20 protein-coding genes and 2 pseudogenes are annotated in these 23,096 nt (G+C 33.3%); 14 read left to right on the top strand and 8 right to left on the bottom strand.

Annotated elements, in window-relative coordinates:
• Positions 1-178 precede the first annotated feature (178 nt).
• Positions 179-1,384 (top strand): putative multidrug effflux MFS transporter TcaB, encoded by a 1,206-nt coding sequence (locus M1D64_RS02355; RefSeq protein ID WP_069838181.1) that lies wholly within the window; start codon positions 179-181, stop codon positions 1,382-1,384.
• A gap of 322 nt (positions 1,385-1,706) precedes the next feature.
• On the opposite strand, the gene M1D64_RS02350 is transcribed toward M1D64_RS02355, so the two are convergent.
• Positions 1,707-2,171 carry a GyrI-like domain-containing protein gene (locus tag M1D64_RS02350; protein ID WP_069838207.1) on the bottom strand — a complete coding sequence of 155 codons (465 nt, stop codon included), beginning with the start codon at positions 2,169-2,171 and terminating at the stop codon, positions 1,707-1,709.
• 179 nt (positions 2,172-2,350) lie between these two features.
• On the opposite strand from M1D64_RS02350, the gene M1D64_RS02345 reads away from it, so the two are divergent.
• Positions 2,351-2,959, top strand: coding sequence for a C39 family peptidase (locus M1D64_RS02345; RefSeq protein WP_069838182.1), 609 nt, complete (start codon positions 2,351-2,353; stop codon positions 2,957-2,959).
• Between the two features lie 134 nt (positions 2,960-3,093).
• On the opposite strand, the gene M1D64_RS02340 is transcribed toward M1D64_RS02345, so the two are convergent.
• Positions 3,094-3,903, bottom strand: coding sequence for a metallophosphoesterase (locus M1D64_RS02340; RefSeq protein WP_069821566.1), 810 nt, complete (start codon positions 3,901-3,903; stop codon positions 3,094-3,096).
• Positions 3,904-4,088: 185 nt separating this feature from the next.
• Between M1D64_RS02340 and M1D64_RS02335 the strand changes: the two are divergent.
• From M1D64_RS02335 to M1D64_RS02325, 3 genes and pseudogenes are all read left to right on the top strand, one after another.
• A pseudogene (locus M1D64_RS02335) lies at positions 4,089-6,112 on the top strand (cation:proton antiporter).
• 313 nt (positions 6,113-6,425) lie between these two features.
• Positions 6,426-7,242 (top strand): annotated as a pseudogene (yidC, locus tag M1D64_RS02330) (membrane protein insertase YidC).
• Positions 7,243-7,369: 127 nt separating this feature from the next.
• The gene (locus tag M1D64_RS02325) at positions 7,370-7,870 is read left to right on the top strand and encodes a GNAT family N-acetyltransferase (RefSeq protein ID WP_069838184.1); all 501 of its coding nucleotides are present in this window, start codon (positions 7,370-7,372) and stop codon (positions 7,868-7,870) included.
• Positions 7,871-7,971: 101 nt separating this feature from the next.
• Here the strand turns inward: M1D64_RS02325 and pcp are convergent, their stop codons facing one another.
• From pcp to M1D64_RS02295, 6 genes are all read right to left on the bottom strand, one after another.
• Complete coding sequence (gene pcp / locus M1D64_RS02320; RefSeq protein WP_002482427.1) at positions 7,972-8,613, bottom strand: pyroglutamyl-peptidase I; 642 nt, start codon at positions 8,611-8,613, stop codon at positions 7,972-7,974.
• 30 nt (positions 8,614-8,643) lie between these two features.
• Positions 8,644-9,570: a DUF979 domain-containing protein gene (locus M1D64_RS02315; RefSeq protein ID WP_069826171.1), complete on the bottom strand. Its 927-nt coding sequence runs from the start codon at positions 9,568-9,570 to the stop codon at positions 8,644-8,646.
• The gene (locus M1D64_RS02310; protein ID WP_002482425.1) at positions 9,563-10,267 is read right to left on the bottom strand and encodes a DUF969 domain-containing protein; all 705 of its coding nucleotides are present in this window, start codon (positions 10,265-10,267) and stop codon (positions 9,563-9,565) included. Before M1D64_RS02310 ends, M1D64_RS02315 begins: the two co-directional genes overlap by 8 nt.
• A gap of 133 nt (positions 10,268-10,400) precedes the next feature.
• Positions 10,401-10,841 carry a DUF805 domain-containing protein gene (locus M1D64_RS02305; RefSeq protein ID WP_002482424.1) on the bottom strand — a complete coding sequence of 147 codons (441 nt, stop codon included), beginning with the start codon at positions 10,839-10,841 and terminating at the stop codon, positions 10,401-10,403.
• Between the two features lie 102 nt (positions 10,842-10,943).
• Complete coding sequence (locus M1D64_RS02300) at positions 10,944-12,542, bottom strand: M20/M25/M40 family metallo-hydrolase (RefSeq protein WP_069838185.1); 1,599 nt, start codon at positions 12,540-12,542, stop codon at positions 10,944-10,946.
• A gap of 251 nt (positions 12,543-12,793) precedes the next feature.
• Positions 12,794-14,185: an MFS transporter gene (locus M1D64_RS02295; RefSeq protein ID WP_069838186.1), complete on the bottom strand. Its 1,392-nt coding sequence runs from the start codon at positions 14,183-14,185 to the stop codon at positions 12,794-12,796.
• Between the two features lie 423 nt (positions 14,186-14,608).
• Here M1D64_RS02295 and M1D64_RS02290 point away from each other — a divergent pair, with 423 nt between their 5' ends.
• From M1D64_RS02290 to M1D64_RS02250, 9 genes are all read left to right on the top strand, one after another.
• Positions 14,609-16,384, top strand: coding sequence for a sensor histidine kinase (locus tag M1D64_RS02290; protein WP_069838187.1), 1,776 nt, complete (start codon positions 14,609-14,611; stop codon positions 16,382-16,384).
• A complete protein-coding gene (locus tag M1D64_RS02285) occupies positions 16,362-17,126 on the top strand; it encodes a response regulator transcription factor LytR (protein ID WP_002482420.1) in 765 nt (254 codons plus the stop codon). Before M1D64_RS02290 ends, M1D64_RS02285 begins: the two co-directional genes overlap by 23 nt.
• A gap of 120 nt (positions 17,127-17,246) precedes the next feature.
• Positions 17,247-17,693 (top strand): antiholin-like murein hydrolase modulator LrgA, encoded by a 447-nt coding sequence (lrgA, locus tag M1D64_RS02280; RefSeq protein ID WP_011302421.1) that lies wholly within the window; start codon positions 17,247-17,249, stop codon positions 17,691-17,693.
• The gene (gene lrgB, locus M1D64_RS02275) at positions 17,686-18,387 is read left to right on the top strand and encodes an antiholin-like protein LrgB (RefSeq protein WP_075339870.1); all 702 of its coding nucleotides are present in this window, start codon (positions 17,686-17,688) and stop codon (positions 18,385-18,387) included. Before lrgA ends, lrgB begins: the two co-directional genes overlap by 8 nt.
• Positions 18,388-18,622: 235 nt before the next feature.
• Complete coding sequence (locus M1D64_RS02270) at positions 18,623-19,135, top strand: DUF4242 domain-containing protein (protein ID WP_002482418.1); 513 nt, start codon at positions 18,623-18,625, stop codon at positions 19,133-19,135.
• 359 nt (positions 19,136-19,494) lie between these two features.
• Positions 19,495-20,235: an ABC transporter ATP-binding protein gene (locus M1D64_RS02265; protein WP_069838189.1), complete on the top strand. Its 741-nt coding sequence runs from the start codon at positions 19,495-19,497 to the stop codon at positions 20,233-20,235.
• Positions 20,236-20,247: 12 nt separating this feature from the next.
• The gene (locus M1D64_RS02260) at positions 20,248-21,198 is read left to right on the top strand and encodes an ABC transporter substrate-binding protein (RefSeq protein WP_011302420.1); all 951 of its coding nucleotides are present in this window, start codon (positions 20,248-20,250) and stop codon (positions 21,196-21,198) included.
• A 6-nt stretch (positions 21,199-21,204) separates the two neighbouring features.
• Positions 21,205-21,966, top strand: coding sequence for an ABC transporter permease (locus M1D64_RS02255; protein ID WP_002482415.1), 762 nt, complete (start codon positions 21,205-21,207; stop codon positions 21,964-21,966).
• A gap of 10 nt (positions 21,967-21,976) precedes the next feature.
• Complete coding sequence (locus M1D64_RS02250; RefSeq protein ID WP_228160985.1) at positions 21,977-23,029, top strand: acyl-CoA dehydrogenase family protein; 1,053 nt, start codon at positions 21,977-21,979, stop codon at positions 23,027-23,029.
• Positions 23,030-23,096 lie beyond the last annotated feature (67 nt).

The following is a 23,096-nucleotide window of genomic DNA, read 5'->3' as shown; positions in this document are numbered from 1 at the left end:
TAAATTTATTCATAATCTATTGTATTATATAACAATGTTGATATCATGCAACATACATTGCATTTCGACAAGAAATTTTTCCATTGCATTTATCTTTACGTATGGGATAATAGTCTAGTTAAGAAATTAACCGCTTTTTCACACTATACTTTAATCCGATTTTTAAGGAGTATTATATATGGACAAAACTTCAAATCCCCGATTACCCATCATGGTCATCATTATGTTGGGAATCATGACTACCTTTGGTCCTTTAACGATAGATATGTATGTGCCATCGCTTCCAAATGTACAAAATGCTTTTGACACAACGGCTTCACAAGTACAACTCACTCTTTCATTTGCAATGATTGGTCTTGCAGTTGGACAATTTATCTTCGGACCACTATCAGACGCTTATGGTCGCAAAAAAGTAGCATTAATTATTATTTCATTATATGTCATCGCTTCATTAATAGCCGTGTTCACGACTTCGCTGTCTATCTTACTTACACTTCGTTTCATACAAGGGTTAACTGGCGGTGGTGTCATCGTCATTGCTAAAGCATCCATTGGCGATCAACATAAAGGAAAAGCGTTAGCTAAAGGCTTAGCGTCTCTACTTGTTGTTAATGGCATTATCAGTATCATTGCGCCATTAATTGGAGGATATGCACTAACTATCGCAAATTGGAAAGCAATATTTTTAATATTAACCATTATAAGTTTTGCAATTTTGTTATTTGCCCTTTTTAAAATGGAAGAAACAAGAAGTACACATCTCTCAAAACTTAACTTTTCAGCTATTTTTAAAAATTTTGGTTCCTTATTAAAGAAACCAGCTTTCATTATACCTATGTTACTACAAGGGTTAACGTATGTGATGTTATTTAGTTTTTCATCAGCTGCGCCTTTTATCACTCAAAAAATTTATGACATGACGCCACAACAATTCAGTATTTTATTCGCAATTAACGGTATCGGGTTAATTATAGTGAGTCAGTTAACCGCTACATTAGTTGAATATATAAATCGTTATTTGTTATTAATACTACTAACCCTGATTCAAATAGCTGGCGTTATTCTAATTTGCTTTACGCTTATATTCCACTTACCACTTTGGGTATTAGTCATTGCTTTCTTCTTAAATGTTTGTCCTGTTACTGGAATCGGACCTTTAAGTTTTACTTTGGCAATGGAATCTAGAACTGGCGGTAGTGGCAATGCATCAAGTTTACTTGGTTTATTCCAATTTATATTAGGTGGTATAATGTCGCCACTTGTGGGATTAAAAGGAGAATATAGTGTCATGCCTTATATAATCATTCTGATTATAACGACGATTTTCATTGTATTACTCGAAATCTCATTAAAATCATTTACGTTCAAAAACAGTTCTAATTAAAAAATCAAATAATGAGAGGCTGCGACAAACATAGATGTCCAGCCTCTTTTTATATTAGGTAATAGATGACTGAATTGAAAATGCAAAGCCTCACTTATTTAAAGAAACGATTTTTTCATTTTATAGAAACGAGTCATTCTGATGCATCAGCAAACGCATATATTGCCACATAAAAATGCTAGCAAGATTTATGCATGAGCATGAGCGTTAGCTTAGTTATACCTTTAACCAGGTCATCCTTGCATTGATTGCATAGGTAGGACTACGAAAACGCTATTAGAGACTTGGATTTCTGTCCCACTTGTGATTACTTTCTATTTTATTAAACAATAGGTAACCATATTTCTGTGACATAGTCATCTTCTCTAATGGCCCCTTCTTTGTATAATTCAAAAAATGGTGCATGTCTTATTTCATAATCCAATTTAGGTAAAATATCTTTGTTAATTTGTTGCATCGCTTTTTTAATTGACTCTGGTACAGGTCCTTTAGCATCAAATACTAAGTATCTGCCACCTTCCAATTCTATGTTACGCCATTTGTCATCTTTATGTTCACTGGTTACGCCTATCAAATAATGCATCTCTCCACTATCATGAGGCTTGCAAACACCAAGTAAGCCCGGCAATTGATTATTTCCTAGCTCTAGTAATTGGTCTTTTTTTCCACTATCATCAATTTCCATCCAAAACATAAAAATATCTTCTTGTGCTTTTTGTCCAGTGGCATATATCTTTTTCTCACCAATAACAGATAACGTTGGCAACTCTTCAATTCTATAATTCATTCGCATTCCCCACCCTCTTTTTTGCTATTATAACCAAAACATATATAGAATATCCATGACAAACTATTACTTCAAAATTCAAGCATCTTAATAGGCAATCTTTATGAATAGATATATAATAATAGCAATTAACTTCATTCACACTTTTGTTGAGTAAAATTTACTAGGAGATTTTCATCATGAATTCAAATATTTTATCAGTAAAACCCATCAGTCAATTGTTTCCAATTCCGATGATCATGGGTTGTGAGGGTGTTTCTGCAGCAATGATTTTACAATTTAACCACCTTAACATACCAGCCACTGAAATTATGCTTCACTGGCCGAGACATAGAAATAACCCATATAAAGGATACGTAGGACATCATTTATGGATAAAACTAGGTTATCATCAGACTATTTTTCCAACTGCTCTCGTTCCACATCTTAGACGCTATTCAAATCATGTCGTTGATAGCACTGGTCAATCCTTAACTGATTTATGTCACATTATAGACCAAGGACAACCCGTTGTTATTTATCATACCGTACTGGGTAAAAGACCTTACCGTCGTACTTATAAATTAGATAACCAACCAACAAAGTTAGTAGCTAATATTCACGTCACCGTTCTCGTTGGTTATGATGCTCAACACTATTATTATATTGATCCCTTGTGGTCCCACTTAGGAAAATCATTTATCTTACCAGCTATAATACCAACCAAATATCAATTGATGAAAATCAAAAAATCAAAATTAGAGCAAAGCTATGATGCGCCTGGCCGCATGAGTTTTCATTTATCATAAAACTGCTAATAAAACGAGCGCCCAATCAAACATAAAATGATAAAATCACTTATGGTTGATCGGGCGCTAGTTCTCTTTTTTACTAAACAACAATGAAATTAAACTCATTATCCTATTTATAGTTTCTGCATGTTTTAAATCTGAATGATATTTAGCGCATGATCTATTTCACGAGTCACATCATCTGAACGCCACTCTCGTTGATATCCAAGACACGGACAAATATAAGTGACACCTTGTTCATCAAAACGATTTCTAAAATGTACATGTCCCATAATACTATAACGAATTGGATACTTTTTATAAATTTCATCAAAATCAGATGTTCCAATAAAAGCATTGAAATAATCAAATAATCGATGTGGCATCGGCACTGCAAACTTTGGATGTGTCACAATATGGGTCATTAAAATAATTTGCTTATCTTTGACTTTTTCTATATCTTTAATGGCTTGATTTGCTGCAATTCTCGATAATTTTCTATCGTCCATGGGCCAATCAATTTTCACCTTATCTTGCCACGTTGCACCATAGTATTTTCTACGTGCAATGCGTTCAAGTGAAAATTCTGGACTTGCATATGAATAATCATACCACCCCGTATTTCCCACTATTGCCCAAGCGTCATTTAAATGGTATGGTTTACCGATTAAACAGGCTTCCATCCCCATATACTCTTCTAAGATTTCAGCTGATGTAGCATTCGTATCAGCAGACCAGAAATCATGATTGCCCGGAATAAATAAAACTTTTATTTGAGCTTGTGCTTCTACTGATTTAATAAAAGCTTGAGTTAACTTGTAATTATTCGAAATATCTCCAGCAATTAATAATAATTCTACTTGATTACGCTGTATTGCCTTGATGAGTTCGTATTCATAATCCTTTGGCTTTAGAAATTTATGCCTATCAATATGTAAATCCGAAATAACACCAATGTTCATATTTATCACATTCCTCTATTAACTTAACATCACCATTATGACATATTCCGTTAAATAGTATTAAATGATGCGCCTAATCAATCCTTTGAAATACTTATTAAATTTAGTGACATTCTATTTATGACTATCTATGATTTTTATATAATGATAAGATATAATAATCAAAAAAATAACTAGGAGTCTTTATGCTATTACTAGAAGCTTTTCTAATCTTTATTATTGCTGTGATAATCAGTTCAATTATTCACAATAAATTCCCTAAAGTGCCAATGGCATTTGTTCAAATTGCGTTAGGTGTATGTCTTTATGTCCTTCCCATCCCCTTGCATTTTGAATTTGATTCAGAAGTATTTATGATGGCTGTCATCGCACCATTACTATTTGTTGAAGGCACACATGTATCAAGAACTAAGCTGTTAGAATATCGTAAACCTATCATTTTGATGGCTATGGCACTTGTATTTACTACCGTTATTGGCGTCGGCTACTTTATCGCTTGGATTTGGCCGGAACTTCCTATGCCAGCAGCATTTGCAATTGCTGCAATCCTCTGTCCAACGGATGCCGTTGCAGTTCAAGCAATCACTAAAGGTAAAATCCTACCAAAAGGGGCACTATCTATACTTGAAGGTGAGTCTCTGTTAAATGATGCTGCTGGTATTATTTCGTTCAAAATAGCAGTAACTGCTTTAGTAACAGGCGCATTCTCTGCATTTGATGCAATTGAACAATTTATTATTTCTACACAATATTAGGGGTTGTAATAGGGATTGTTATCGGCATGTTAATTGTACGTTTGCGTATTTATTTATCAATGAATAAAGGGCTTAAAGATGGTAATACAATGATTTTCATTCAATTACTGACTCCCTTTGCAGTCTATTTCGTCGCTGAAATGTTACACGCATCCGGTATTATCGCAGTAGTCATCGCTGGTTTAATTCATGGATTTGAAAGAGATCGTTTGATACGTGCTCAAACAGAGTTACAAATGAACTACAATCAAATTTGGAGTACATTAAGTTATGTGCTTAATGGCTTTGTTTTCGTAGTGTTAGGTTTCATCGTGCCAAAGGTCGTTTCTGAAATTATTAATAAAGAACCAGAAAATATTAAATTTTTAATTACGACAACGTTACTTATCGCTCTAGCCATTTATGTATTTCGTTTTATTTGGGTGTTCATCTTATTCAAACAATTTTACTATCCGAATAACATTCAATCCTATTTAAATGACAATCAAGAAACACCGCCAAAACGGCTGCATTACGCATTTATCATGACAATGTGTGGTATTCACGGTACGATTTCGCTATCTATGGCACTAACCTTGCCCACTTTACTAGCACAGCAACAAACGTTTACTTATAAAAATGACTTACTATTTATTGCCTCTTTGATGGTAATTATTAGTTTAGTCATGGCACAAATCGTTCTCCCAATAATTACACCGTCTGAACAACGCAAAGCATCAACTTCTATGAGTTATGTTGCTGCCAAAGTCTTTATAGTTCAAAATGTAATTAAACACTTTAAAGTTAAATCTAAAGAAAATGAGTCTATAAACTATAACACTGTTATATCAGAGTATTTTGATGAATTATTCTTTTTACTGCAAATGTCACCAGAAGATAATAATGCTAAGGAAATGAAGCGTCTTGAAGATATTGCCAATGAAGAAGAATCTGAGACGTTGGAACGCTTAGTATCTCAAAACAAAGTAGACCGTCAAACTATTTTAAATTACCGTTCTGCATTAGAAACTTCTAGACAATACAAGGACTCATCTGCACTTCATAAATTCAAAGTGGTATTACAAATGCTCATTTTGAGAATTAGAGCTAAAAAACATGCAGACACATCACAGATAAAACAATTTAAATCTAATTTCCAAGAAGTAAAAAAAATCATGCGTATTGTAAATCACAACGTTGCATTACGCTTAAAGTCTGAACAAACAAGTGACAACGTATTAGAAGTAAATATTGTTTTAAACCAGTATTACAATAGATTATACAGAATTAGAAAAAATCAAAATAAAAACAATCAAACACCCGCTTCTATTACAGAAGCGCACAAACTTGAAGGTTTGTACATGCAAAGAGCATTCTTAGATAAACTTGTACAAAATAATAAATTGGATGCACATATCGCTTCACAAGTTCGTGAAAATATAAATTATAATGAGATTGTTTGGGCATCAAAATAAAGCGATGGAATAGAAATCAATTTTTTTAAACGATTGCTTAATTAGACGCTCGTAGATAGATAGTGTCACAACATTAAAATCATCTCTATATGCTGAATGCGTTCTAGTGTAGGTTGTTAAGTCCTCGGTATCAACTTCATACTTAAGGTACTACTTTAATTTAGTCATAAGGCTATACTAAAGTGGTGCCTTATTTTTATACTTATGGATAAATATAATGCTTCCTATTTTTACTACTTTAAAAATACTTAAAAATCTCATTCAATTGTGTTAAAGTTATATTTATATCAACACTAATTTGGAGGGATGAATGATGCGTATAAAGTGGCTATTCTTATTATCGATCCCCCTTTTCCTAACTGCATGCAATAAGTCACAACAAACTCATAATCATGATCAAGGCATTTTCAATATGATATTCGTACAACCTATCGATAAGTTATTACATGCCTTAGGCCATTTGTATGGAGAAAATTATGGTTTAGCAATCATTACCATTGTTTTAATAATACGTGTGCTCTTACTCCCCTTTATGGTATTGCAAGTTAAAAATATGCACATGATGCGTGAAAAAACTAAAGTGGTACAGCCACAAATTGATACTTTGAAAGAAAATGTAAAGCTTGCTAAAACTCAAGAAGCAAAAACTAGAAGCAAATAAACTTTTGATGGATACATATAAACAATATGATATTAACCCTTTAAAAAATATGATTGGTTGTTTACCTATATTAATTCAGTTGCCTATCTTATATGGTTTAATTATCACTTTAAAATTCGCGAGTGATGGAGGCATTGACAGCCATCTACATTTTCTTTGGTTTAATTTAACTGAGCCAAATCTATGGATTTCTTTAATTGCAGCAGTGGTTTATTTTTTCCAACCTTTAGTAAATGCCATTCACTACCCAAAAGATTAGCGAAAAACGCATTATGTTTTAATGATACTATCTCCCATATTCATCACTTATATTTCGTTACAATCTGCTTCCGCTTTAGGACTTTATTGGACAGTAGGTGATTTATTCTTAATCATACAAATGCATTTTGCACATGCATATTATGGCAAAATTGCACGTAATGAAGCTACATTGCTTCAAGATGAATTAAAAGAAGAAACGAAATCATAAAATCAATTATACTTTAATAAAATGTATCTCCCATTTCTAATTACATACAATTTTGAATTGAAAAATTTCTTTTTCAAAAATAATGATGCTATAATAATATCAATTTAGTATGTAAGGGAGGCATTCTATGGAATTTACAATCAGAGCTTTAACTGAAGAAGATCGACATAGCAAAGCAAATGTCCATTATGAAAGTTGGTTGAGCACTTATAATGATATATCTGTAAATGACTATCTAGAAAATCTTGATAAAGCACAATTTATTAAGAAGTCCTCCTTGCATAACTTACCTACGTTAGTAGCAATTGTTAAAAATGAAATCGTAGGTTTTATCACTTATGGTAAAACAGAATCCATTTCAGAATCAGATGACTGGAGCGAAATTTATGCATTATATCTATTAGAAGCTTATCAGCGTCATATGATTGGTTACGCTTTAACGCAACGTGCATTAGAATTATCCTATCCTGATAATGTGACGCTATGGGTAGTTGAAGAAAACACAAATGCCATTCATTTCTATGAACAAATAGGCTTTAAAGCAACTGAGCATAAAAAGCCAACATACTTTGGTAAAACCTATAATGAAGTCCGCATGGATTATACACGTACAGAACATGATCATTAAAAAAGCGGCCCAAAATCATTGCTTGATCTACTTTTCCAATAAACAAATAATGAGACCGGGGCATCTATACATGTCTCGGTCTCATTATTTGTTTATTTTATTTAGTGTGTTTCACCTAAAGCGACTTTTATATCTTCTCCTGATTCAACAATTGCTTCTAAAGCAGCATATAAACCAATTCGAATCGTTTCTAATGACATAGACGGCTTTTCTGGTTTATCAGTAACTTGTTCAGGAACAAATGGTACATGAATAAAGCCAAATTTTATTTTTGGAAACGCTGTTGCCTGTAAATAACCTAGCTGATATAAAATATGATTACAAACAAAAGTGCCAGCAGTATTAGATAACCTTGATGGAATACCTTGTGCTTTAATCGCTTCTGTTATTCGTTTGACTGGCAAATTAGAAAAGTATGCTGCATTTCCATCAACTTGTATCACTTCATCAATCGGTTGATTACCTTCATTATCGGCAATGCGTGCATCATCCACATTAATCCCAACACGCTCAGGTGTTAATTCATATCTCCCACCAGCTTGTCCTATAGCCAAAACGATATCATATTCGTAACGCTTCATTTGAGATAGAATGACATCTTTACTTTTGTGAAAAACAGTAGGTATTTCTAACTTATCTATCTTATGTGCGCCAATTTCATCAGGTAATAATTTCACAGCTTCTAATGCTGGGTTAACACGTTCTCCACCAAATGGATCGAAACCAGTTATTAAAATTCTCATATAAATGTTCCCTTCTTAACCTTATTTTTTCTAAAACGCCCATACATACATTAAAGCGATATGTACCATAATCATTATTATTGCAATGGGTCCTTGCGCTTTAATCACACCAAACTCTTCTTTCATTTCTAGCAAAGCTACGGGTAACGTATTAAAATTAGCTGCCATTGGCGTTAATAATGTGCCACAAAATCCTCCTGTCATTGCTAATGCGCCTGCAATAACTGGATCACCACCTTGTGTAATAACAAATGGTATACCAATACTTGCAGTTATCACAGTAAATGCTGCAAATGCGTTCCCCATAAGCATGGTAAATAACACCATGCCTAAGACATAGGCTGTTGCACCAATTAAATGATTACCTTCTGGTAGTATTGTCGAAATGCCTTTAGATATCACATCACCCACACCACTAACCGTAAACAGCACACCTAAAGCTGCAAGAAATTGTGGTAGTATGCCCACCGTGCCAATTTGTTGTGTTAATCGATCGCTATCATAGAAAATATATTTCACTTTAGGTTTAATCACCATATATGCTGCAATTAGTCCCAATATAGAGGAAATGCCCAAACCAATTGCGCCACCCAATGGCGTCCAGTTTGAGACAGCAATAGCAGCAATCGCTAATATAAGTGCCGGTATAAATAATTTATTACCATATTTTTGTGCACCCATATCCCCTTCTTTTTCTGTAACATCAACGATATTTTTAATGGTCACTTGTTTAAATAAAGTCAATGCGCCCATCATTAATATGAATATGCCGTTAAAGACATTAGTTATATAAGGGCCAACGATAAATGTAATTGCTAATAAAATCCAAAATAATGCCGTACCATACTTTTTATGATGCTTAGAAGATTTAAGTATTCGAAAAGCAGTATAAAGTAATTGGAGACCTATTAATATGTAAAAAATTTCTAAAATATGATTTAAAATACTTTCACTCATCCTTATTCACCCGTTTTGTACCATATTTCTTATCTAAATATTTATCAAATCGTATATTATTTATCCATACAATTAAAAATACGATAATGGATATCGGTACAGACGCTAATACAAGTTGAACTGCGTCCACTTTAATACCTAAGGATTGAAAAGTACCAACCATCAATAATATACCAGCTGCACCAACAAATAAATTTTGACCAAAGAAATTACCATAGTTTTCCATTGCCGATGCCTGAGCTTTTATTTTCTCAATATCTTTGGCATCAATTTCTGTTTCATTTAAATTATAACGCGTCCTTAGTGCGCCCTGTACCATTGGATTTATCAATGGACGTACGAACTGTGGATGACCACCTATACGAATGGATGCTACTCCAGCAAGTTCCCTAATAATTAAATAAATCGTCAGTAATCGACCACTGGTCACTTGCTTAACCTTGCCAATCATATTAGAGGCTTGTTTCTTCAGTCCAAATCTTTCAATAAGTCCGACCATCGGCAACGTCAATATAAATAATGTAACTAAACGATTATCTACAAACGCTTTTCCTAATGTATCTAATATGGCATATAAATCTAAGCCTGAAACAAGTCCTGTCACGACAGCTGCAATTAAAATAACTGCAATGGTATCTATTTCAAGTAAAAACCCTAAAATGATAATTATAATACCTATTAATTTTAGCCATTCCATAAAATCCCTCCTTCAGTTATATGATAGTTTTCTTTTGTCTAAAAACAATGAATTTTCTGATTTTTTAAATGAAAAAACATGGAGATAGGAATCACATTTCATCATTATGATTTCCATCTCCATGCTTTATATTTTATAACCATTTTAATTGTGCATCTTCTACATTTTTCGAAGGTAGTAGTGTTTCTATCACTAATATAATAGTACAAATTATTGAAACAATGTTTAAGAAGACTGCTATACTGTCAACTTGGATAATATCAAAGATAATATTAACCACCACAGATAGAATAATTAATATGATCGCTGTTGTCCGCTTTCGACCAGCATCATAAAATCTACGCAAGGTCACTGCAGCCATCGGGACAATGTTCGCTAATCCAAACAACCCTATTAAAGCTGACAATACTGCTGCTACAATGAATATACCGACAATAAAACTAAACGCACCAATCAACGCAATGATAAAAATACTGATAATATGTACCAATACTGGCGTCCAAAATTCTAAACGATTCGATTTACCTTTAAAATCTATATATCTTTTCCAATAATCTTTATACGCCTCTATCATAGCATTACCTCTCTAATTTAATTATATGGTTCCTCATTTCTATATAATCTTAATATATCGTAATACCCACATCACACTCAACCCATAGATGATAATCGGAAATTAAATATATGATTTTATGAGTTTCTCTAACACAAATGGTAATTCTTCAAAAGCACTTTTTTTATGCAATCGTTCACTCACTTTATGCGCATCTTTGCCAATAGGACCACAAAGTAATGTCGGCGCACTGATTTCTTTAATCGCCTCAAATGGAATCGTATACGTTGCATTAAAATTCGGTGTGTTCTTTTCGTAAGTTATCATTTGAGACATATCTCCAGCAAAATTTAAATAACTACTATCACTGATACCGTTAAAATAATGTATACGTTTACTCTGACGTTGAAATTTTTCTTCAAACGTCTCTTTAACTAATGCGATGGTTTCCTCAATTTTTTGATCGTATGAAACATTTACAGCAGGATAATATGGTGTCGCAAAAAATGTCACAACTGCAGGTGCGATATCGCGACAAATTTGCATTAAGCGGTCTGTCACACGAATGCTCTGCATATGAAGCCCCGGCGTTTCTTTGATAACCTGTTGTATTTCTTTATCGATGCGTGATTCGCCATATTGTTTAATCGCATATTGTTTTAACTGATCAAAGGTGAGGACGTTGATTTTTGTTTCAAATTCAATGTCTTCGTTCTCTAATATTTTTAACCAATCACTTTCACAACGCTCTGTCGCACGAATGACCGTATCTATAAATTGTCTATATAAATCCGCTGGCTTTTGCTTAAATAGAAACATGTTATATAACCCCATTGTCCTAAATGACGTTTGAACATCATACGTTTGTTTAATGTCTTTCGTCATAAGCGAAACAGGCACTGGTGTCGTTTCATTTTCAAATTCTTCTTTAAATAAATAGTTATACTCAATTGCTTGATTCATATAACTCATCATAAAATTAGAACTCAGACCATCTAATGGGTTACCTACATGTGTTTCTTTTCCGTAGCACAATACCCCAGGCATAATTTTACCTATAGAGCCAGAATAGATATAATGTTGTTCATCTGCACTTGCTTGTTGAAACGTTGGCTCACTATTCAAATGTAGTTGAATGTCTAATTGAAATGTTTGTTTTATTGAAGCTATCGTTTCCACTGCTTTTCTCATACCTGATGAATTTACTTCTTCATCTGGCACAGTTACTAATATCAAATTGATATCCCATACTTCTATACTTGCTAATTCGATTAATGATAAATGCAACATTAACCCAGCCTTCATATCCATCACGCCCCGACCAAAGAGGTAGGTGTCATTTTTTAAATCTTCAATAGCATCTGTACTTAAATAACTGCTGTATTGTGTGAAATCATATTTTAGTTTATCTGGGTCAAACGCATCTTCACGAAATGAGCCATAATCATCTACATCTACTGTATCGAAATGACTAATTAACACAATCGTTTTAGTTGTCGTGGGCGCCTTATAAAAGACTACAACGGCCTCTTTATTATCTTCTGTAGTCTCAAGTAAAATTTGTGACTGATTTTTTTCAAAATAAGGAATCTGTAATAATAATTGCTTTATAAAACTCGGAAATGTTAATTCACCTTCCGTATTCGTCACAGTTTGATGATTTACTAAACGTTTTAATAAAATCAATCTGTCTTCATATGTTTGCCATAATAATTTAGTCAATTGACCACCTCTATATGTAAGCGTTTACTAGATTATAAACCGTTTTGAATTTCATAATCAATGCATTTAGTATTAAAATTTTTCAATACACTTATTTAACTATTAATTCATAAATTTCCTTGATAATAAAAATAGAGCGGAACAGCAATCAAATCTTCTAGAAATGATTTCTCTGTCCCGCTCTAATAACAATGATGTTCTATGAAAGATAAGCTTCCAGGATCAATTCATATCCCAGTTTGCATTCTATTTTAATTATTGAATTGATGTTTAGGCACGAGTAATAGAACAACTAAAAATGCAATAATAGCTAATGCTGCATTAAATAACAAACCATACATGGCACCTACATGTATATTCGCAGTGGTTGTCATAACCGTAAAAATTGTTCCTGACAACGCAACACCAAACGAATTACCTAAAGAGGACGCCATTTTATAGACACCAGAAGCGACACCTACTTTGTCATCAGGCGCTGTCGTAACAGCAGTGTCTGTAGATGGCGTTGCATATATACCTAACCCGATACCATAAATTAAGTAACCAAGTATACACATAACGATATACATCGGTGTAGGTAGGAATGTGAGTGAAATTAAAATAATACCAACAGCATTTAACCCTGCACCGATTAACATTGGACGTTTAGGTCCAATGTGTTGAAGTATTTTTTCTCCGACTCTAATCATTACAAGTACAGCCACAAGATAAGTAATCGTCATTGCGCCAGATTGGAATGATGTAAAATGAAGGCCTGATTGAAAATAAGTATTCGCTACAATTAAAGTACCGGCAACGGCATTTAATAAAAAGTTCGATACTGTTGCACCCGTGTAACCTTTATTTTTAAATATCCTAAAATCAATCAGCGGATTGTGTATTCTTGTTTCATAAAATAAGAATCCAATAACTGCAACAATAAAAATGAACATCAATGACAAAATGAGTGGTGAAAATAAACCATAATTTGAAGCTTGTGTAATAATCAAATTGACACTCAACATTGCAATAATTAAAATAATAAGTCCAATCGTATCAAATTTGGCGCGTTTCGTTTCTTTTGTTTGAACCGCCTTTGTTTCTGGCGCATGCTTCATTAAATACATCGCTGCGAGTGCCACAATAATAGAGATAATAAAAATTGATCTCCAACCTACAAAGGTAGACACCATGCCACCGAATAATGAACAAATACCTGTACCGCCCCATGAACCAATAGACCAATAGCTCAGGGCGCGTTGACGTCGGCTTCCTATGTAATACTCGTTAATGATTGCTAACGTTGATGGCATAATACACGCAGCAGATAAGCCTTGTATGGCTCTACCAACTACTAACAATGGTATAAATCCAGGAATAATAATCAGTAATGAACCGACAATACTTAAAATCAATCCTATATATGTCATTTTAACTCTACCATATCGGTCAGCTAGCCCACCAGCACCGACAACAAACAGCCCACACAATAATGCTGTGATACTAACTGCCACGTTAATTGTGCCATAATTTGTATCAAACGATGACTGAAGATCTGGTACGATATTTACAAGAGATTGTGCAAATAACCAGAATGTAATAACTCCTAAAAATATACCTACAAGAAGCCTATTATCTCCTTCAAATGATTGTGATGACTCCATATTCTTTTTTCCTCCTATGTCCCCAAAAAAGCATTGCATCACTTCAAAAAAGATATACACGTTTTTAAACTCAAATTAAACATATTCTAAAAAAGTCTATATCTATTTCAAAATGAATCTTTTAAAATGAAATTAAGCTTTATTTATTTGTGAAAACATCAGACAATTATTTATTATATAATTTTTTTCGTTTTCACAAAATATTTAAAAACCCAATATTAACAAAATAACACTTAGCTATAGATATTGCTAAAAAACAGCGTTAAATGTGTATTTTTAAACTTAAAGAGTAATGTTCTCTTTGAAATTCATCGAATTATACTAAAATTTTATCGCTTAAAATGATAATTACTTTTCTGCAATAACATATAGCTAAAAAATTTCTGTATACTATATTAAGACAAACTATGATAAGGGTGCATTATGTTAAATTTATTTATACTACTTCTTGAACGTGTGGGCTTAATCATACTTATTGCCTATATACTAATGAACATCAACCATTTTAAAACAATGATGAATGAGCGCGAGAAACGACGTTCACAATGGCAATTAATTATTATTTTTGGTTGCTTCTCTATGATTTCAAACTTCACTGGTATACAAATCCGAGGCGATGAAATAATTAATGGAACTGTTTATAACCATCTAGACCCTGATGCTTCTTTAGCAAATACACGTGTTTTGACTATTGGCGTATCAGGACTTATCGGTGGTCCATTTGTAGCATTAGCAGTTGCCGTCGTTTCAGGTATGTATCGTGTTTACATTGGTGGTGCAGATGCATATATTTACTTGATTTCATCTATTTTCATCGCTTTAATTTCTGGCTATTTTGGCTATAAAGCGATGCGTGCTAACCGTTATCCTACGATAGTCAAAGGTGCGTGCATTGGTGGTACAACAGAAATAATTCAAATGCTTTGTATTCTTTTATTTTCTGATAATACTGAACATGCGTGGACATTAGTAAAACTCATCGCTATCCCTATGATTTCGATTAATTCCATCGGTACAGCAATATTTTTATCTATTATTTTATCTACTATTAAACAAGAGGAAGAAACGCGTGCGATACAAACACATGATGTGTTACAGCTTGCTAACCAGACATTGCCTTATTTCCGCTCTGGTTTGAATGAGCAATCAGCGAAAAAAGCAGCAGAGATTATACTTAATTTAATGCGCGTATCTGCGGTAGCAATTACCAACCGTAAAGATATTTTGACTCATGTTGGCGCAGCGAGCGACCATCATGTTGCCCAAAAAGCAATTATTACTAATTTATCTAAACGAGCCATTCAATCTGGCACTTTAAAAGAAGCATATTCTAGTGAAGAAATCGGTTGTAACCACCCAGGATGCCCTTTAGAAGCAGCAATCGTAGTACCTCTACGCGTCAAGAATGATGTTGTCGGTACATTAAAATTATATTTTACAAATAAATATGATGTTAACTATTCAGATAAACAATTAGCAACTGGACTTGCTGAAATATTTTCCAGTCAACTTGAATTAGGTCAAGCCGAAACACAAAGTGCCTTAATACGTGATGCTGAAATTAAATCACTTCAAGCACAAGTTAATCCACATTTTTTCTTTAATGCAATTAATACCATTTCTGCATTAGTACGTATTGATAGTGAAAAAGCACGTGAATTACTTTTACAACTCAGTCAATTTTTCAGATCTAATTTACAAGGTGCGCGTAATAACACGATTTCTTTAGAAAAAGAATTACAACAAGTAGAATCCTATTTATCTCTAGAACAAGCTAGATATCCGGACCGCTTCAATGTGTCGTTTGACATAGATCGTACTTGTTACGGCGCACTTGTACCGCCTTTTGCTATACAGATACTTGTTGAGAATGCCATTAAGCATGCTTTTAAAAATAGGAAATACAATAACGAAATTATCGTAAAAGCACACAAAGCTCAAACAGGTTTAGTCATTTCCGTATCCGATAATGGTCATGGTATCCCTTATGAAAAACTTGATAAAATTGGTAAAACCAGTGTCCATTCAGAATCTGGTTCAGGCAGCGCGTTAGAAAATTTAAATCGCAGATTAGATGGATTGTTTGGTTATGAAGCAAGTCTTCAAATTCATTCCGATCACCAAGGCACACAAGTGAGTTGTACGATTCCGTACCATAATTTAGAGGAGGAAAAAATTGAGAGCAATCATTGTAGATGACGAACCCTTAGCACGTAATGAACTTCACTATTTGCTAAATCAAATAAACCATTTTGAAAAAATTGATGAAGCAGAAAATGTTTCTGAGACATTAGAACTATTACTTTATGATGATTATGATGTTATTTTTCTTGATATTAATTTAATGGACGAAAGTGGTCTTGATCTTGCCAATAAAATAAAGAAAATGAAACATGCACCTTTTATCATCTTTGCCACAGCGCATGATACTTTTGCTGTAAAGGCTTTTGAATTGGATGCCATCGATTATATCCTTAAACCTTTTGAGCAACAACGTATTGCACAAGCAGTTCACAAAGTAGAACAAGCTTTGGGGCAAACTACCGAACATCATAGTGATAGTTATACAACAGCTTCTATGGATACTCAAAACAACGAAAAAACAAAAACAAGTAAAGTGCTCCCTATTGAGGTAAATGAACGCATTCATATTATTAACTTAGATGATATTATTGCAGTTTCGGTCAACAATGGTATTACTACAATCAATACAACACTCGACGATTTCGAAACTTCAGAGCCTTTGAGTCATTATGAAAAGAAAATTGAAACGCAAAATTTCATGCGTATCCATCGTGCAACATTAATTAATAAATCCCATATTCAAACCATTGAACATTGGTTCAATTATACGTATCAACTTACCATGACAAATCAATTAAAGTTTCAAGTTAGCCGCTCCTATATGAAAACTTTCAAACAAATGATGGGGCTTAATTGATAGTCACATTTCAATTTATGCATTTCAGCTCTAACGTGTCGTAAGTCACATCAAAAACGCCCCATCGTAATCGCTTTCATTTTATAATTAACTCAAGATGATTTTGGGAGGCAATTTTAAATGGGAGTAGAAAAAGAACAACGCAAAACGCACAATAAAATCTCTAAAACATATAATTTTTTCCATCAAGCGCTTGTTATAGCGATTATTATGTTTATTTCAAACATCATCGAAAGTTTCATGCCGGTGCCAATGCCAGCTTCAGTAATAGGACTTGTCCTATTATTTATTGCTTTATGTACTGGTATTGTAAAACTTGGCCAAGTAGAAACTGTTGGAACCACATTAACGAATAACATTGGTTTCTTATTCGTACCAGCAGGTGTTTCAGTCATTAATTCATTAGGCATATTAAGCACAAGTCCAATCCTAATTATATTATTAATTATCATTTCAACATTGCTCTTGTTGTTATGTACAGGATTTTTATCTCAGTTGCTTATTACAAAATCCTTTATTCCGAAAAATTCAAAACAAAAAAATTGGCGGAGGATAAATTATGATTGAACATTTAGCGATTAATACACCTTATTTTGGTATTCTACTATCACTTATACCTTTTATCATCGCAACTTTTTTATTTAAAAAGACAAATGGCTTTTTCTTGTTCACACCATTGTTTGTCAGCATGGTCGTCGGCATTGCCTTTTTAAAATTAACTGGTATTGATTACTCAAATTATAAAATCGGTGGCGATATCATTAATTTCTTCTTAGAACCAGCAACAATATGTTTCGCTATACCTTTATATAAACGTCGCGATGTCTTGAAAAAATATTGGAAACAAATCCTAGGCGGCATCACATTAGGTACAACTGCTGCACTTGTTTGTATCTATCTTATCGCCGAAGCATTCCAATTTTCTAATGGCATCATAGCATCTATGTTACCTCAAGGTGCGACAACTGCCATTGCATTACCCGTATCTGCAGATATCGGCGGCATCAAAGAGTTGACATCACTAGCAGTTATTTTAAATGGTGTGATGATATATGCTTTAGGATCTAAATTAATTAAGTTATTTAATATAACAAATCCTATTGCACGTGGTTTAGCACTTGGTACAAGTGGCCATTCGTTAGGTGTTTCTTCTGCACAAGAATTTGGTGAAACTGAAGCATCTATGGCATCTATTTCTCTAGTTATTGTTGGTGTGATTGTTGTAATCGTAGCTCCAATATTAGCAACATTACTATTATAATTTAATAACCCGCACACGTATAAAGTTAAATGACGTGTGCGGGTTTATTTTTTAAAAACTTAAATCTATACACGTATATTTTATTACCTTACTGCACCCATTACAATTTAACCGCTAACTATATACTATTTTTATAATTTATCAGAAAATTTAAATTACCTATTTTCATATCCTTGTAATCTGATAAGGTTTATTGTATTATACACCTACTATTAATATTTGGAGGTTAAGATTTATGACATTATTTTTACTAGAAGCAAACGATTTGGCTTTTGCCTCAAATAAAAAAGAATTAGAAGATAAAGCTGCTCAATTAACAACTGGTGATGTACCTACTTTAATTGAAGTTCAAGCTACTGAAGACTTAACACATGGTTACTTTATTGTAGAAGCAAATAATGATACTGAAGCAAAACAATTTCTAGAAGATGCTTCAATTAATATAAATTTAGTTAAAGAAGTGCGTCTAGTTGGTAAAGAACTGGATGAAGTTAAAAAAGGCGATCCTAAAATTGACTACCTTGTAACTTGGAATATCCCAGAAGGTATTACAATGGATCAATATTTAGCACGTAAGAAGAAAAATTCAGTTCACTACGAAGAAGTACCGGAAGTACAATTCCAACGTACGTATGTTTGTGAAGACATGACAAAATGTATTTGTATGTACGATGCGCCAGATGAAGACGCTGTACGCCGTGCTCGTAAAGCTGTAGATACACCAATCGATGACATCGAAAAAATATAAAGAACTACTTTCTCAATAGAATTGAGATTAGTAGTTCTTATGCATTAGCTTTAGCTAATGTAATCCTTATATATTTCTCAATAGAATTGAGATTAGTAGTTCTTAGGGAGAGGGACAGAAATCATTTGTTTTAATAAAGATTTCGTAGTCCCACCCCGGCAAGGATGACTAGGGTTGAATAAGCTTAATATAAGCGCAATTCAATCCAGTCATCTACTGCCTTTTTACAAAGTGATTAATCACTAGATTTTCTAAAAAGTAAATTCATAAACAACCACTTCACGGGCTATGTACTTGCATAGCCCTTTAGTGTAAACGCAATTCTTATTAAAACGATAAGAATAATTGAGGTGTCTACCGTGATTCATATTAATCGAGTTCATCATCAATTTGGAGAGAATACTGTCATTAACGATTTCGAACTAAATATAGATAAAGGAGAAATCATTACTTTTATTGGGAAAAGTGGATGTGGCAAATCAACTTTATTAAATATTATTGGAGGTTTCTTAACACCCTCATCTGGTTCTGTTAATATCAATGGTCAAATTAAACAAACGCCATCTCCAGATTGTTTGATGATATTCCAACATCATAATCTTTTTCCATGGAAAAATATCTATGACAATATACGCATTGGTTTAAATAAGCGTATGAGTAATGAAGAAATTAACCATCATTTAAAAAGTGTCGATTTAAATAATAAAGGCTCAGCATTCCCTGAATCATTATCTGGTGGGATGAAACAACGTGTTGCACTTTGTAGAGCACAAGTACATCAACCGAAAGTTATTTTAATGGATGAACCACTTGGTGCTTTAGATGCATTTACCCGTTATAAACTACAAGATCAATTGATTCAATTAAAGCATCAAACTGACGCTACTATTATTCTTGTCACACATGATATAGATGAAGCATTATATCTTTCTGACAATATTATTTTACTTGGAGAGGGTTGTGAAATTATCAATCAATATAAGATTAAGCAATCACATCCTCGTAATCGCAATGATAGCCATTTATTAAATATCCGTAATACTATCATGGAAAAGTTTGCCTTAAATCATTATATGGCAGAACCGGAATATTATTTATAAGGAGGCAGCATATTGAAAAAATTATTAATCCTTTCTCTAATATTCCTAGTATTACTTTCTGCTTGTACACAAAGTAATAGTCAAAAACAATCCGATAAAAAAGAAACTATAAAAATTGGTTATTTACCTATTACACATTCAGCAAACTTGATGATGACCCAACAAATACAGCAACAAACCAAAAACGCGAATTACAACTTAGAACTAGTAAGATTTAATAATTGGCCTGACCTGATGGACGCTTTAAATAGCGGCAAAATCGATGGTGCATCTACCTTAATCGAACTTGCGATGAAATCTAAAGAGAAAGGTTCAAATATTAAAGCAGTTGCTCTAGGCCATCACGAAGGTAATGTCATTATGGGACAAAATAACGAAACAATTTCAGACTTCCATAATCACGAAGATTATAGCTTTGCGATACCACATCGGTATTCGACACATTACCTACTATTAGAAGAAATGCGAAAACAACTTCATTTAGACTCTGATACCTTTAGTTATCATGAAATGGCGCCTGCAGAAATGCCCGCAGCTTTAAGTGAAAATCGTATTTCAGGATACTCAGTAGCTGAACCTTTTGGTGCCTTAGGAGAAAAACTAGGCAAAGGACATACGCTAAAACATGGTAGCGATGTGATACCTGATGCATATTGCTGTGCACTTGTGCTCAGAGAGGATTTAATCAATCAACACCATCATACAGCACAAGCTTTTATGACTGATTATAAAAAAGCTGGTTATAAAATGAACAATAAAAAGCAAAGCGTAGAAGTCATGAGTAAACATTTTAAACAAGATAAAAAAGTTTTAAAACAATCAGCAGATTGGACTTCTTATGGAGATTTAACAATTGAAAAAGAAGGCTATAATAAAATCACTCATTTAGTCAAAGAACATAAATTATTTAACACACCTGACTATAAAGATTTTGTTGATCCAACATTATACAAGGAGGGCTAGTACGCATTGACACATGCATTAACTAAAAAATTCACTTTACCTATTATTAGTTTCATCATTTTCTTATTTATATGGCAATGCGTGATTTGGATAGGAAATTATCAACCTATCCTCTTACCTGGTCCTTTACTTGTTGCTAAGAGCATTTGGCAGTTCATCATTTCCGGGGAAATATTTTCTCATTTGTTTATTAGTTTATTTCGTTTCATAGTCGGATTTGTTCTTGCCATTTTAATCGGTGTTCCTATCGGATTTTTATTAGGTCGTGTAAATGCACTATTCCATGCCATCGAACCACTTTTACAATTAATTAGACCTATATCACCTATCGCTTGGTCACCTTTCGTTGTACTTTGGTTTGGTATCGGTAGCTTACCAGCTATGGCAATTATTTTTATCGCTGCTTTCTTTCCGATTGTTTTTAACACAATTAAAGGCATTAGACATATTGAACCTCAATATTTAAAAATCGCTTCAAATCTTAACTTAACAGGTTGGCAATTATATAAAAATATCTTATTCCCTGGTGCCTTCAAACATATTATGGGTGGTATTCATATGGCTGTAGGTACAAGTTGGATATTTTTAGTTTCTGGTGAAATGATTGGTGCCCAGTCTGGATTAGGCTTTTTGATAGTAGATGCAAGAAATATGTTGAACTTAGAAGATGTATTAGCCGCAATATTTTTTATTGGTTTGTTCGGCTTCATTATAGATAGATTTATTAGTTATTTAGAAAAATTAATTCTAAAACGATTCGGAGAATAAAGGAGACGTTATTTTGAGTTTACAAACACTTATCGAAAATGAATTAGATCCATATTTAATTGAAATAGATGAAGGTACACACTATCCTAAACAATTTATTCAAACTTTATTTAAAGAAGGTTATTTTAAAGAAAATGATTTGAAAAATAATTTAGAAATTATTGAAGAAGTATCCAAATCTTGTCTAACTACAGGATTTTGCTTATGGTGCCAACTCGCATTCTCAACATACTTAGAAAATGCTGACCAAGCGCATTTAAATCATGATTTACAACAATCATTATTAAATGGTGATATATTAGGCGCAACTGGTTTATCAAATCCTATGAAATCATTTAATGATTTAGAGTCTTTCAATTTATCTCACCATTATCAAGAGGGAAAATTTTACGTAAACGGTAGACTTCCAGCAGTAAGCAATATCAGTTCTGATCACTACTTTGGGGCCATTTCAAAGTCTGAAACTGATGATGAATTAGTAATGTTTATTGTACATGCCAATCAAGATGGTATTACACTTGATGAGAAGTCGAATTTCTTAGGTGTCAATGGTTCAGCAACATTTGCGATAACGATGGATGATGTACTGATTCCTGACACGCAAATCATCACGCATGACGCAAAATCATTTGCCTCAGATATTCGACCAAAATTTGTAACTCTACAAGTGCCTATTGCCCTAGGTTCCGTTCGTGCTTCACTTGATTTAATTCATAAATTCTCTGACGCACAAAATGGCATCAATAAATATTTAGAATACGACATTTCAGATTTTGAATCACGCTATAAACAGATCAAGCAAGACTTTTATAACCTTGTTGCAAAAAATGATTTGGATAATCAATTTGGCGAACTTATTCGACTTAAAAAAGAAGCTGGATATTTACTATTAGAAGTTAATCAGGCGTCTATGGTCAATGGTGGTTCAAGAGCATACTCTCCTAAAGCACCACAAGCACGTAAGTTGAAAGAAGGATTTTTCTTTGCAGCATTGACACCTACCTTAAGACATTTAGGTAAATTAGAAGAAGAATTTAAATCATCTAATTATACTGTAAATTAGTTTAAATTTTTCTAATATACGTAAAAAAGCATCCCTCTATGGGGATGCTTTTTTTGACTCATATCAT

It is taken from the genome of Staphylococcus sp. Z5-21, from assembly GCF_056529615.1.
This window is presented reverse-complemented; position numbering and strand designations above follow the sequence as displayed.

Coding starts and splice junctions, on each gene's coding strand:
- M1D64_RS02325 (WP_069838184.1), top strand. CDS start 7,370: ATGGAATTTACAATCAGAGCTTTAACTGAAGAAGATCGACATAGCAAA.
- M1D64_RS02350 (WP_069838207.1), bottom strand. CDS start 2,171: ATGAATTATAGAATTGAAGAGTTGCCAACGTTATCTGTTATTGGTGAG.
- lrgA (WP_011302421.1), top strand. CDS start 17,247: ATGGGAGTAGAAAAAGAACAACGCAAAACGCACAATAAAATCTCTAAA.
- M1D64_RS02295 (WP_069838186.1), bottom strand. CDS start 14,185: ATGGAGTCATCACAATCATTTGAAGGAGATAATAGGCTTCTTGTAGGT.
- M1D64_RS02310 (WP_002482425.1), bottom strand. CDS start 10,267: ATGGAATGGCTAAAATTAATAGGTATTATAATTATCATTTTAGGGTTT.
- M1D64_RS02270 (WP_002482418.1), top strand. CDS start 18,623: ATGACATTATTTTTACTAGAAGCAAACGATTTGGCTTTTGCCTCAAAT.
- M1D64_RS02315 (WP_069826171.1), bottom strand. CDS start 9,570: ATGAGTGAAAGTATTTTAAATCATATTTTAGAAATTTTTTACATATTA.
- M1D64_RS02340 (WP_069821566.1), bottom strand. CDS start 3,903: ATGAACATTGGTGTTATTTCGGATTTACATATTGATAGGCATAAATTT.
- lrgB (WP_075339870.1), top strand. CDS start 17,686: ATGATTGAACATTTAGCGATTAATACACCTTATTTTGGTATTCTACTA.
- M1D64_RS02355 (WP_069838181.1), top strand. CDS start 179: ATGGACAAAACTTCAAATCCCCGATTACCCATCATGGTCATCATTATG.
- M1D64_RS02305 (WP_002482424.1), bottom strand. CDS start 10,841: ATGATAGAGGCGTATAAAGATTATTGGAAAAGATATATAGATTTTAAA.
- M1D64_RS02345 (WP_069838182.1), top strand. CDS start 2,351: ATGAATTCAAATATTTTATCAGTAAAACCCATCAGTCAATTGTTTCCA.
- M1D64_RS02290 (WP_069838187.1), top strand. CDS start 14,609: ATGTTAAATTTATTTATACTACTTCTTGAACGTGTGGGCTTAATCATA.
- pcp (WP_002482427.1), bottom strand. CDS start 8,613: ATGAGAATTTTAATAACTGGTTTCGATCCATTTGGTGGAGAACGTGTT.